Annotated in this window: 9 protein-coding genes and 6 pseudogenes; 6 read left to right on the top strand and 9 right to left on the bottom strand. The window is 70.0% G+C overall.

The window, feature by feature from the left end:
- Nucleotides 1-340: 340 nt before the first annotated feature.
- Nucleotides 341-571 (bottom strand): hypothetical protein, encoded by a 231-nt coding sequence (locus ACZ4WH_RS43185; protein WP_468191603.1) that lies wholly within the window; start codon nt 569-571, stop codon nt 341-343.
- A gap of 679 nt (nt 572-1250) precedes the next feature.
- Here ACZ4WH_RS43185 and ACZ4WH_RS43190 point away from each other — a divergent pair.
- Nucleotides 1251-1478 (top strand): hypothetical protein, encoded by a 228-nt coding sequence (locus tag ACZ4WH_RS43190; RefSeq protein ID WP_468191605.1) that lies wholly within the window; start codon nt 1251-1253, stop codon nt 1476-1478.
- 172 nt (nt 1479-1650) lie between these two features.
- Here the strand turns inward: ACZ4WH_RS43190 and ACZ4WH_RS43195 are convergent.
- Both ACZ4WH_RS43195 and ACZ4WH_RS43200 read right to left on the bottom strand, forming a co-directional pair.
- Nucleotides 1651-2077: pseudogene (locus ACZ4WH_RS43195) on the bottom strand (class I SAM-dependent DNA methyltransferase); the annotation flags it as partial.
- 296 nt (nt 2078-2373) lie between these two features.
- Nucleotides 2374-3309, bottom strand: coding sequence for a zinc-binding dehydrogenase (locus ACZ4WH_RS43200; RefSeq protein ID WP_468191608.1), 936 nt, complete (start codon nt 3307-3309; stop codon nt 2374-2376).
- Between the two features lie 68 nt (nt 3310-3377).
- On the opposite strand from ACZ4WH_RS43200, the gene ACZ4WH_RS43205 reads away from it, so the two are divergent.
- Nucleotides 3378-4016 carry a TetR/AcrR family transcriptional regulator gene (locus ACZ4WH_RS43205; RefSeq protein WP_468191611.1) on the top strand — a complete coding sequence of 213 codons (639 nt, stop codon included), beginning with the start codon at nt 3378-3380 and terminating at the stop codon, nt 4014-4016.
- Nucleotides 4017-4622: 606 nt separating this feature from the next.
- Here ACZ4WH_RS43205 and ACZ4WH_RS43210 read toward each other — a convergent pair.
- From ACZ4WH_RS43210 to snpA, 4 genes are all read right to left on the bottom strand, one after another.
- A complete protein-coding gene (locus ACZ4WH_RS43210; RefSeq protein ID WP_468191614.1) occupies nt 4623-4787 on the bottom strand; it encodes a DUF7701 domain-containing protein in 165 nt (54 codons plus the stop codon).
- Between the two features lie 112 nt (nt 4788-4899).
- On the bottom strand, nt 4900-5298 hold the full coding sequence (locus ACZ4WH_RS43215; protein WP_468191615.1) for a PIN domain-containing protein: 399 nt from the start codon (nt 5296-5298) through the stop codon (nt 4900-4902).
- Nucleotides 5298-5570 carry a hypothetical protein gene (locus ACZ4WH_RS43220; RefSeq protein WP_468191618.1) on the bottom strand — a complete coding sequence of 91 codons (273 nt, stop codon included), beginning with the start codon at nt 5568-5570 and terminating at the stop codon, nt 5298-5300. Before ACZ4WH_RS43220 ends, ACZ4WH_RS43215 begins: the two co-directional genes overlap by 1 nt.
- 706 nt (nt 5571-6276) lie before the next feature.
- A complete protein-coding gene (gene snpA / locus ACZ4WH_RS43225; protein WP_468191621.1) occupies nt 6277-7041 on the bottom strand; it encodes a snapalysin in 765 nt (254 codons plus the stop codon).
- A gap of 1171 nt (nt 7042-8212) precedes the next feature.
- Here snpA and ACZ4WH_RS43230 point away from each other — a divergent pair.
- The gene (locus ACZ4WH_RS43230; protein ID WP_468191623.1) at nt 8213-8554 is read left to right on the top strand and encodes a cyclic-phosphate processing receiver domain-containing protein; all 342 of its coding nucleotides are present in this window, start codon (nt 8213-8215) and stop codon (nt 8552-8554) included.
- On the opposite strand, the pseudogene ACZ4WH_RS43235 reads toward ACZ4WH_RS43230, so the two are convergent.
- A pseudogene (locus ACZ4WH_RS43235) lies at nt 8515-8779 on the bottom strand (hypothetical protein); the annotation flags it as partial. The gene ACZ4WH_RS43230 and the pseudogene ACZ4WH_RS43235 overlap by 40 nt on opposite strands.
- A gap of 232 nt (nt 8780-9011) precedes the next feature.
- Between ACZ4WH_RS43235 and ACZ4WH_RS43240 the strand changes: the two are divergent.
- Nucleotides 9012-9125: pseudogene (locus ACZ4WH_RS43240) on the top strand (IS5/IS1182 family transposase); the annotation flags it as partial.
- Nucleotides 9126-9182: 57 nt separating this feature from the next.
- Nucleotides 9183-9637 (top strand): annotated as a pseudogene (locus ACZ4WH_RS43245) (IS5 family transposase); the annotation flags it as partial.
- On the opposite strand, the pseudogene ACZ4WH_RS43250 reads toward ACZ4WH_RS43245, so the two are convergent.
- Nucleotides 9590-10819, bottom strand: a pseudogene (locus tag ACZ4WH_RS43250) (IS110 family RNA-guided transposase). The pseudogenes ACZ4WH_RS43245 and ACZ4WH_RS43250 overlap by 48 nt on opposite strands.
- 402 nt (nt 10820-11221) lie before the next feature.
- Here ACZ4WH_RS43250 and ACZ4WH_RS43255 point away from each other — a divergent pair.
- A pseudogene (locus ACZ4WH_RS43255) lies at nt 11222-11659 on the top strand (IS5 family transposase); the annotation flags it as partial.
- Between the last annotated feature and the right edge of the window lie 109 nt (nt 11660-11768).

Genomic DNA, 11768 nt, shown 5'->3' on the forward strand with positions numbered 1-11768 from the left:
CCCCCCCCCCCCCCCCCCCCCCCCCCCCCCCCCCCCCCCCCCCCCCCCCCCCCCCCCCCCCCCCCCCCCCCCCCCCCCCCCCCCCCCCCACCGCCCAACTCGGCGCGCCCTGCACGGCAGTGAGGCGCACCGGAAGCGAGCCGGCCGGTGCGGGGTGCGCATCGAGGGCCTGGCCCACACCGACGGCCTCCAGCTGGCGCAGGGTGTCGGCGACGTCCTCGTGGTCCTCGATGAGGAACTGCGCGGCGAAGTCGATGACCGAGCGCGCGATTCCCTCCGCCGTGTCCGGCCCGGCCTGCGCCCAGATCCGCAGCGAGGTCACGAAGACGCGCCAGAGGGCCTACAGGGCGAAGGTGTCCTCGCACGACTCGCCCGCGCCGGCGTCGGGCAGCGCGGTGACCGGGACAATGATGCGTTCGGCGACGTCGACAAGCAGCTCTGGCATCCGCGGTTCGGCGCCGGCGAACTCGCGGGCGGCGTCGGCGTCGTCGGCCTGGATGGCCCGGAGGTAGTTGAAGGCGCTGATGGCCGCGTGCGGGGTCATCGGGGTGAGCGGCGTGGTCTCGGGCATGTCGGCTCCTGAACGTACGGGCCGCCCCGCTGATCGCGGCGGCCTCGAACCCGATGCTCGAACCGCGGTCCTGTGGACAGAGTCCGGCCGCTGAGGAGGGGAGAACTATCCCCCCTCCGGGTTGATCACGTTGTGGTCACGACGGAGGGGTTCTCCAAGACCGGCGTCACACGGAGGCCGAATTCCACACCTGTACGAGGTGAATGGCGGGACAGGCCCGCCCCACCTTGCAGGAGCGCCCTGTGGCGAGCACCGCAGACGAGCCCGAGCAGACCCCTGACCAGATACGGGAGGCCCCCTCCGCAGGCCCCTCCATCACCCCCTCCGTGCCCCGTCGCGAAGGGACAGGTGTTCCCGCAGGTCAGGCGGCCCAAGCCCCGCCCCGGCCCGTCACACGCCGTTCATTCCGACCGGGGGAGGAATGAGCGCACCTCAGGCGCCCTAAAAGCCCTGGTAAGGAGCCCACCCCAAGGTGAAGCTCGTAAAGAGCCACCGCGTCCATGTCCTTCATGCGGATACGAATTTGTCGACGCTGTGGCTCCTCACGCAGCCATGCCTACTTCTGGCAGCACCGAGCCTCGTCCATCAAGTTTCGATGGCATGTAACGACCACGGCGCCGGGCGGGGCGCGTCCGAAGTGACACGCAATTCGAGCAAGCGATCCAATGCTGGTACGGACGTGATCGACTTCCCCGACGATCTGGTGGAGACGCAAGCCGCCTGGAACGCCACCTACCAAACGCTCGCGGCACCCCGCCCCCGCGTCACCGCCGCCCTGCGCCGCCGCCTGCTGCTCCTGTCCGTACGGCTGTGGCACCCCTACTGGGAGACCGCCCCCTCGGGGCTGGCGGCACGCTCCGAGCTGCGCCACCTCGCCCGTACCCAGGGAGCCGTCCGGGCTGCGTGACCCGCCACCTCGATCGACCAGGAGCACGAGGTTGCGACAAGGGTTGCGCCTGGCTGTTGCGCTGGAGGTTGCGCCTACTGTTGCGCGACCCGACGGACAACCCTCGCGTTCGCGCAGGTCACCATGCGATTTCGCTGTGGTCGGAGCGCTGACATCCCCGTTGCGGCCGTTAGAGATCGATCACGAACTGGCCTCCAGGCGTGAGATGGCGGGCCGCGTTGCGGAAGCACTCGACCTGCGCGGCCTGGCTGAGCAGATTGGAGATCGTGTTGTAGACGAGGTAGACCAGGGTGTACTTCCCGGGGGCAACGGTGGTCGCCATGTCGCCGATGATCACGGGGAGCGCCGCTTCGTCCGCCTTGGTGCGCAGTTGCTCCACCATCGGCAGCGACAACTCGATGCCGGTGACAGGGACTCCTCGCCCGGCGAGGGGGATGGCCACCCGGCCGGTTCCGACGGCGAGCTCAAGCGCTGCTGCGTCCCCTGTGAGCCGGGCGAGGCGGTCCGCGGTCGGCCCCAGGACCTCAGGCGCGAACATGCCGGATCCAGGCGTCATAGCGCTGGGCGGCATCGGCGTCCCAGATGTTCTCCTGCTGCATCTGCCCAACGCTCGCCGCCGGCCTGTCCGACGTCCAGCGAATATCCGCCCCGGCTCGGCGGGGGAAATCACGAACAGGCGCTGAGCTTGGGATTCAACGTCGCGAGTGGGAACGCGATACACACGTCGGGTCGGGAGACAACCAGCGCTTGTCTCCCGACCCGACGGCTACAGGCGGTGTCGCCGGTACGGCGCTCCTGAGCGAGACGTCGCGAAACGAACTGCTTGACGCTCGGTCTGATGGCTTCATGTCCGCAGGATGGTCAGGTGACCGGCGGCGGACGCCGTCTTGTCCGCTCAGTGGACGTCGAGGACGGCTTTGCCCGGCACGCGGCGGGCTGCCAGTTCGGTTGCTGCCCGCGCCGTCTGCGTCCAGTCGGTGCGCAGGGCGACTTGCGGGTCCAGCTCGCCGCGGGCAGTGAGTGCGGCGAGCCAGGTGAGGTCCGCGCCCAGTCCGACGGCGTCGTCCAGCAGGAAGTACGTGGCGATCTGACGGTTGTGCCGATGGCCGTTGCCGAAGAGGGCTCCGTAGGGGAACTGCTCGCCGTCGCCGGATATGTGACCTGCGGCCACGAGCACGCCGTTCTCGGCCAGGGCGCCGTGCGCGGCGACCATGTGGGCGCCGCCGACCAGTTCGACCACGCCGTGGACCGGTTCGAGGTGCTGGAGCGCGGCCAGGTCAGTGACGATCTCGTCGGCGCCGAGTGCGCGCAGTGCGTCCGCCTTCGCCGGATCGCTGGTCACTGCGGTGACATGCGCGCCGCCTCGGGCCGCGAGCTGCAGGGTGAAGCGGCCCACTCCGCCGCCCGCGCCGGTCACCAGGACGCGCCGTCCCAGGATCGGGCCGATGCGGTGCAGGGCGCGCAGGGCGGTGCCCGCCGCGACCGGCAGTGTGCTGATCGGGCCGAGGTCGGCTCCCTCGGGCACGGTGCCGATCAAGTTGGTGTCCACGGCGCGCAGTTCGGCCCAGGCGCCGTCCGCCCCCAGGGTGACGACGGGGGTACCGGCGGCGGGACCGGAGCCGTCGGCGGCTGCGCGGACCACGACGCCCGCGGCGTCCCAGCCGGGCACCGTGCCGGCTTCGCCCTCGGGGACCACGTGGTGGACCTCGCCGGCGTTGAGGGAGAACGAGTGGACCTGGATCAGGGCCTGGTGGGCAGCGGGTTCGGGGTCGGCGACCTCCGTGAGCGCGAGGTGTCCCGGGGCTGAGTGATCAATCGTCAGTGCCTTCACGGCGAGAGATAGTGCCACTGAGTGGCATAAGCTCACAAGGGGCAAACGCGACTGCTAGGCTCTGCCTCGTGCAGAAGGACCCGAAAGAACTGCCGCTGCGTGAGCGCAAGAAGCTGCGGACCCGTCAGGCTCTGGTCGATACCGCCCTCGAGCTGTTCACCGCGCAGGACTTCACCACGGTCACGCTGGACGAGATCGTCGATGCGGTGGAGGTCTCCAAGCGCACCTTCTTCCGTACGTTCACCTCCAAGGAAGACGTGGCCCTGGCCCCGGAGAAGGAACTGTGGGCCGCCTACCTCACCGACATCGGGAGTCGGCCCCTGACCGGCGAGCACCTGCTCGGCGCCTACAAAGACGCGCTGTTCGCGGCACTGGAGCAGATGACGGACGGATGGGAACGGCGTTTCCTGGCCAGCCGCAGCCTGGCCGACCGCACCCCCGCGCTGACCGCACACAGCCTGCGCCACTGCTCAGAGGTCTCCGCGAACGTCGTTCGGATCGTGGCTGACCGGTTGGCCGGGCAGTCCCCTGGCCGCACCGAACTGCGCCTGCTGCTCGACCTCATGCTCGCCGCCTGGCACTGCGCACTGGAGGCATGGACCTCGTCGGACGCCGTACAGCAGGACCGTACGGCACTCATCCGGCACACGCGCAAAGCTTTCGCAGCGATCCCCGCGGTTGCGGCACTGGCGGCACAGGACGGCTGAGCGGACAGAAACACGTCCGTGGCTGGTCCCGTGACGATCTGGACGCTGCTGCGGATCGAGAACACCGCCAGGTCCCGGCACTCGGCGGAGCGATGGCGCGCCCGGTCGGCTGCTGCCGGCGCCGGCCGTGCCGCTTCAGCGACCGCCCCGCGCCCTCCGCGGTGCAGGAGACGTGGAAGCGGCCGCCTGCCGGACCGGCCCGTCACCGTGAGAGCGCCCGGTCAGGGGCCCGTGTGGAACCGGGCGCTGAGCCCCACCAAGGGGTGAGGCGGGAAGTACTCGCCGGAGGAGGTACTGCTGTGATCGTTCGATTCGCGGGCGGCCCGCTCGCCGGTCGCGAGCTGGAGACCACCGACGCCCCGTGGGCCGGCGGCTGGCTCACCGTCGGTGACGCTGACTGGGGCCTCTAGGCCCCGGTGCACCGCGACCCGGTGACCGGCGTCGTCCTGGCGGAGGCCCGGGTCACCATCCCGCGCCCGCCCGTAGCGGACCACCGCACCGCCGCGCTGTGACGCACGAGACCCCGGGCCCTGTGGGCGGGCCCGGGGTCCCGCTGTGTCGGGGCGCGGTCAGCTTGAAGTTGCCCAAGATCAGCGCGCGTCCTACTCACCTGCTCATCTGGCGCGCTGCTCTGCGGATGGCCTCCGCGTACGGCGCATCAAAGGCGCGGGTTGCCGGGTCGAGATCGTCGTAGGGGATCAGCGCTTCGTGAGCGCTGTTCACTGTCTGCATCCATGCTGACCAGGCGTCGTGGACATCCTCGTCGGTCACCTCCGCAGGCCCCGCCTGCCTGCCTGCCGCAGGCCCACAGTGCTGCATCAGCCGCCACGGCGACTCGTTGTGGGACGGCAGCGCCGCCCGCCGGACGGTGCGCGCCGGCCGGTTACTGGCCGGGGTGGACGGCCTGGACGCCGGTGCCGGCGTATGCCTTGGGGGTCAGGGTGAGCAGGTAGCGGCCGGTGGGGTGGGCGGCCGACGGGCGGGCGGCGTGGATGGGGTGGACGGTGGCCCAGGAGTGCCCGAAGCGCAGCAGTTCGGTGGCGGTGACCGCGGCGTCGGTGTCGAACGCCTCGATCCGGATGAACCGCAAGCCCTTGATGTAGCTGAGCAGGCCCGGCCGCTCGGTGTCCCCGGCCGTGAGGGACAGGACCGGCGCGTACAGGTCACCGAGTCCGCCGGAGGCCTGGACGTAGAGGGCGGCGACCGCCTCGTTGAACGGGTCTTTCGGGTCGTACAGCGCCGCGGCGGTCGTGTGGTCCAGAACGACCGCGATCGCCCCCACTATGCGGCCGCCCGCGGCCCGTGCGCGGCGCCCAGGCGCTCCAGCAGCGTCCGGGCCTTCGCCTCGGCCTCCGGGCTCGGCGCGCTGCCCAGGGCGGAGGCGAGCTCGGCGCGGGCCAGCTCGGCACGCTCGGCGTACTCGGCCCGGGTCGGGGTGCCCTGCGCGAGGTCCTCCACCAGGGCCCGGATGGTCGTGCCGTGCTCGGCCGCCAGCTGTGCCAGCCGGTCCCGCGCGGCCGCGCTGACCTTGATGCTCGTCTCGTCTGCTGCCATATCCCGACTCTACCGCTGCTGCTCTACTACGGGTAGAGGAATGTGTGACCGGGGGGATGTGAGAACGGACGGCCCCGGTCCGGAAAGCTCCGGGGCCGTGCACATGACCGGTCGGATCTGCGGGATCAATGCCTCACCTGCCCGAGCGTCGTCACGCCGGCGAGGCGGCGCCCCGGTGGGCGTGGCGCGATCGGACTCGGGGACCGGCCGTGACACCCCCACCCGGGAGGGCATTCACAACGCGCACAGCGCAGTGCCCCCTCGTCGGCACACATACACGGAGCCGAACGGGTGGCCTGATCACAGGCCGTCTGAGTGCACCGGGTGGGCCGGGCGCTGGTGTGCTGGCATGGTGCGGGCCGCGGGGTGACGTCCCTTGTGAAGAAAAGAGAGCGGGCCGGCGGCCTCACAGCGGCTGAGGTCAGGGGCCAGCGCACTGCCCCGGTGCGGTCTGTACGCTCGCGGATGGGGCTGGGATGACGGGAGGTCGCGGATGCCGAAGCGTCCAGCCCGCGGGCTCAACGACTGGCCTGCGATCCTGCCGTGGTGGGGCAGGCACCGCCGAGGACGCCCTGAAGGCGGGCCAACGAGATCATGAAAGCCGGGGCGGATTTCTTCGCGGCCGGCAAGAACACTCAGACGACTGTCTTGGGCATGTGACTGAAGCCGTCCGCGACAGCGAGCCGCTGCCCACTCGGGAACCTGATCAACTCCAGGGCGTACCGTGGAGCGGACGCCACGGACCGTTGCCCGGCGTCACAATCCGTACCGACGGTGCAGCGCTCGGGCCACCAGCAGGCTGGTCCCCCGTATCTGGGGCCGGCGCGAGTCCGGTGGCCCACAGCTGGTCGACACGCGCGCGCTCGGTGGCGTTCGGATAGCGATTGGTGCAGGACGGGCCGGGGCCGCCGCCCGACATCAGCTCACTGCACGGCCCGCTGTAGTCGTCCGGCAGTCCCAGCACGTGTCCGGTCTCGTGCGTGACGACGCGGATCGAGTCGTTCTGCTGGTTCTGGGCGTAGTCGAGGAAAATGTAGCCTTTGCCGTGGCCATTGGTGTCGGCGTGGGAGCCCCGCTGGTCGTTGCCCTCGTAGTAGGAGAAGTCGGCACCGTTCGAAGCCTCTTCGAGCTTTACGTTGGATTCGGAGCTATTCCAGATCGAGGCCGCGCTCGATATCTGTGAGCGGAAACTCGGCGCCTTGGAGGCGTCGTAGTAGAGGGTCACTGCCTGCGCGCCGGGCTGGGCGGCGCGCTTCTCGGCGACCGACTTGAGCACAGCCTCGAAAAACGCCTTGTTGTTCGCGGCCTCCTCGGCCGACCCGTCATACCGCGCCATGGAGGTATCGGCTGAAGCGGGCAGGGTGGCGGCCGGCTCTGCGCTCGCCGGCACCGCCGCGCCCAGCGCGCTGGAGGCCAGACCCAGGCCGAGAGCGAGGGAGAGGAGTCTCGGGGACGTTCGGGACGATTTCACGTGGGGGGCTCCTGCTCACTCGGTGACGTCGAGCGCCGCAGTGCGCGGTCGAGTCGGCGTGAACACCGGTTCTCAACTGCGGCGACGTCCTGTGGGCCGTCATTCTTAGAACGGCTCAACAGGGTGCGCAACGGGTCCCGCCACTACGTCGCCTCGTAGGCCCCAGGACCTCGCCAGGGCAGCGCGCAGGCCCCTCCGGTCAGGACATGACGACAGGAGGACAAGCTGTCACGACGTCAGAAGCCCTACAGCGCCGTGTAGCTGGCATGCAGGCCGACCGCGCGGAGTTCCAGGACGCACGACAGGATGCACATCCAGGCCAAAGCGAACAAAACTACAAATATCCGCCACGTTGCGTCTACTAAGAGCGCTGGTTGATCGACGGATCGCCGTGACCGACGTCACGGATCGACATCCACCGACCGACGAGAACGGACGGCCGTGACGACCGCCTTCAGCGAAACCCCCGCCGAGCGCGTTCCCAGGCGGAGCCGGACCGTCCGGATCACCGGACACAGCGACCACTCAGCCACCGTCTCCTGCAGCACTCCCGCCTGCCGGATGTCGCCGCGTTCCAAGGACCTCGCGGCTCTGCGCGCTTTCGCCGCCCGGCACGCCGCCGCCCACGTCAAGGCCGCAACCGTCCGCCCCCACGCCTGCTGCCACTGCGGCTCGCGGTACTGAGCCGCCCATCCGGACACCTCAGCCCACTGCGCGGGCGCCGTGCTGCTCATCCTGCGCCACGACCCCACCGCCGGCCGCGTCCGGAACGTCGAAGAAGTCTGCTAAACCTGCGCCCCGCTCCTCGCGCACGTCACCGTCCTCGCCCGCGCCGACCAGCCCCGTCGCCACACCACCCAGCCCGAGAAGGACAGCAACGTCCGTACCGCGAGGATCCAGAACGTGTGGTCGGTGATCCGGGAGCTGTTCGCCTTCGCCCCGTCTGGAGGACCGCACCGCCACCCCACGCGCCGTGTCCGATGCGTTCGACCCCGCCCGCCTCACCCAGGCCCGCCCAGATGTTCGGTCAACCGCAGGGAGTCCTCCCGCAGCGTGCCGCCGGCGTGCCACGTCTCCAGCACGGCGGTCACGCACCCGCACCCCGCACAGGACTGGCACACCGCCGCCCGCTGCCGACACCTGCCCGCCGCCCTCCCGGCATGATGGTCGAGTGCAGCAGCCCTCTCCCGGACCGACACCGATCATCCTCGCCATTGACGACCTCAGAGCGCTGCCCCAAGCGACACGGCTCGCCCGCACGAGCCGTGAAGGAGTCCAACTCCTCCAAGAGCACCGGGACATCTTCATCGACGAGCTCTGGCTCGACCACGACCTCGGCGGGGATGACAGCATCATGCCGGTGGTGACCCTCCTGGAGGAGGCCGCCTTTCATGGAAACCCGTTCCAGATCGGCACTGTCTACGTGCACAGCGCCAACCCCATCGGGGCCGAGACTGTTCTGCGCTCTCTTTCTCATTGGAAGTACCGCGTACGGAGAGCCGTCGCCCAATGAGTAGCTAGCTGGTTGAGCGCCTGAATTGTTCCACAGCCGGGCGCGGTCGGGTCGAAGCAGTGCTCGGTCAGCCAGCGAATCGCCAGCAGACTCCGCAGCGACCACCACGCGCGGATCAGTCGAGGTCGACTCGGCGCCATGGTCGGCAACGACGTGTCGGTGCTCGGCGTGTCCGAGCGTCAAGGCGGCGAGGTCGAACAGGGCGTCACCCTGGCACGCATCGGACCCGGGTGACGCCCAGCTCCCTCACACACCGGATCCGCAGCCCTGCCAGCCATCTGCCCTGTCTGCTGCGGCCTCCGGCAACCCGTCACCGGCGCCCCTCAGCGCGCCGCCGTACCGACTTGTCAGCCGAGCCGGCCCGGCCGGCGCTGAAGGATGCCGGTGCGTTCGCCGGTCGCGGCACCCGCCACCCGGCACGGGCCCGGGCGCCCGCCGCACCGGGATCCGCCGCGCAGTGATCACGGCGTCGGAGGCGGCTTGGACAGCCCCGTTCACCGGGTTGATCCCGCGCGCCTTCGGAAAGATGGTGACCGTGCTGCGGCGCGAGGGTGCCGACGCGGTCCGCAGACGGCTGCACCACTGCCACTAGGCAGTGTCTTTGCGATCACCCGATCGTTGGGTGGTCGTGAGGGATGAGGAGATATCTGACGCTGCGTGGGCGGTGATCGAGCCGTCGTTGCCGCCTGCGGCTCGTGCCCGGGGCAGGTGGCGGGATCACCGCCAGGTGCTGGAGGGCATCGTGTTCAAGTTCCGCACCGGGGTGCCCTGGAGGGATCTGCCGGAGCTGTTCGGGCCCTGGCAGACCGTGCACGGACGCTTCGCCCGCTGGGCCGCCGACGGAACCTTCGACCGGCTCCTGGCCGCGGCCCAGGGGCAGGCGAAGGTCGACTGGCTGGTCGCCCTGGACTCCACGATCGTCAGGGCCCATCAGCACACCGCCGCCAAAGGGGGCTCGAGGAACGCGGGCTCGGACGCTCCCGCGGCGGGCTGACCAGCAAGACATCTCATGTCGCTGGAGGTCAACTTCGTTGGTCAGGCCGCGAGTGCGACGGGCAGGGGGAAGGCCCGCTCTGGGTCGTAGATCGTGCGGTTTTGCAGGCAGTGGTAGAGACAGCCCAGGAGCTTGTTGAACAGGTTTCAGGGCTGCGGTGTGCCGTTCGCCGCCGGCGCGTCGGCGGTCGTAGTGCTCACGGGGTTCCGCTGAGCGGAGGGCGGCGAAGGCCCACATGTAGCCCACGGAGGCCAGGCGTTGGTTCTTGACAGCCCTGGCGACCACGACGTGGCTGCGGCCGGAGGCCCGGGTTACGGGTGCCGCGCCGGCGTATGCCTTCAGGGCCCGGGCATCGGCGAACCGGTCTCGGTCGTCGCCGACCTCGGCCAGGACGCGGGCTCCGGACATGACTGACAGGCCGGGAAAGCTGGTGATGATCGCCGCGTCGGGGTGGGTGAGGAACGCCTCCTCGGTTGCCAGCGCGAGGTCGTCCACACTGCGGCAGGCCGCATCGAGCTGCTGGACGAGGGCCTGGATCTGCTTGCCCATGGCCTGTTCGACCTGCGGCAGTTGGTGCACTCCCTGCGGAAGACCTCTCGGAGCCGCTCGGCTTCGGCCTCGATCCCGCGCCGGAGCCGTCCGGCCCGCTTCAGAAGTGCCCGCAGCTGACTCCAGGTGAGCCGGGCCGCTGTCGCCGGGTTGGGCGCCGCGGTCAGAACCGCGCGGGCGTGGGCTGAGTCGAGTCCCAGGGTGCCGCTTCCGTGGAAAGCAGTGAGGGCGGCCGGGTAGTACTCGCGCAGGTGGGAACGGAGCCGGTTGACCATCTGGGTCTTGTCCCAGACCGCGTCCTGGTGGGCTCGGGCCAGGACGGCGACGGCTTGGGCGAGTTCGCTGTCGGCGGGAAGAGGGCGGTGGGCGGCCATATCGGTGCGCAGGATGTTGGCCAGGACTCGGGCATCAGCGGCGTCCGATTTGGCGCGGGCGACGCTGCTGCGGTCGCGGTAGCGTGCGGCGGCGAGCGGGTTGATGGCGTAGATCTTCCGGCCGGTGGCGCGCAGGCATGCGACCAGCAGGCCGCGCGGGGTCTCGATGGCCACCGGTACGGGGTGCTCCGGGGTGTCGCCGTGGCTGGCGAGCAGCTCCACAAGGGCGTGGAACCCGGCACTGTCGTCGCTGATGCGCAGCTTGGCCAGCTGGGTGCCGTCCTGGTCCACCAGGGCGATGTCGTGGTGGTTCTCGGCCCAGTCGATGCCGCAGAAGACCCTGCTCAACCTCGTTCTCCCGTCCGTGCACTGCGTGAATGTGCTGGTCAGCTCCGTGCGGAGCACGCGGCGCTCTAATAGAAGTGCTCAGGGGCACGCCATCTCATGAGCCGTTCGTGTCTCCAGCGACCGTCAGGGACCTCGGTCTGTTGGAGAGCTCTACGGCTCGCGAACTGCTGAGAGGTCGGCCCCTGACGGCGGGCTGGGGACATGACACCTGGTGGGTTCCGCCGGGCGGGGCGCGGTCTTGCTGAAGGGATCGCGTCCCCGGATCCACCTTGGGCCTCCGCCCGGCGGGGTCGTGAGTGGTGCCGGTCTGACCTCAGGGATCCAGTCCCGGAACGGCGGCAGGCTTCCACTTCACACGGGGCCCTTGCGCTCTCGTGCTCGGGCTCACTGCTGAGCTATTAGATCCACCTGGCTTGTGACGGGCGGGGCCGACCGCTGGCCTTCACGGTCATAGCCGGCACCCGCAATGACTGCACCCAGGCCGAAGCGGTCATCGACAAGATCCGCGTCGCCCGGCCGGGACCGGGATGACCGCGCGTCCGCCCGGAGCGGGTGGTGGCCGACAAGGGCTACTCTGCCCGCACCTGCCGCGCCTACCTGCGCAGACGCGGCATCAAAGCGACCATCCCCGAACGCGTCGACCAGCTTGCAGGCCGACGACGGCGCCGTGAACGGCCCTGTGGCTTCGACAGAGCCGTCTACCGGTGCCGCAACGTCGTCGAGCGCTGCTTCCACCGCCTCAAGCAGTGGCGGGGCATCGCCACCCGCTACGACAAGCAGCCCGGCCGCTACCTCGCCGCCATCACTCTGGCCAGCACAGTCATCTGGCTCGATACATGATCGACAAGACGCCACCTAGGTGTGCTGTTCGGAGAGGTTGGTGACGCGGCTGGCTGGTGGGTGGCTGCCGATGCCGGTGTGGGGTCGGTGGTAGTTGTACCAGTCCAGC

The organism is Streptomyces sp. NPDC029138 (assembly GCF_055564375.1).

Bases quoted from the DNA above. Each gene is read 5' to 3' on its own strand.
- ACZ4WH_RS43185 (WP_468191603.1), bottom strand. From the start codon at position 571: ATGCCCGAGACCACGCCGCTCACCCCGATGACCCCGCACGCGGCCATC.
- ACZ4WH_RS43220 (WP_468191618.1), bottom strand. From the start codon at position 5,570: ATGGCAGCAGACGAGACGAGCATCAAGGTCAGCGCGGCCGCGCGGGAC.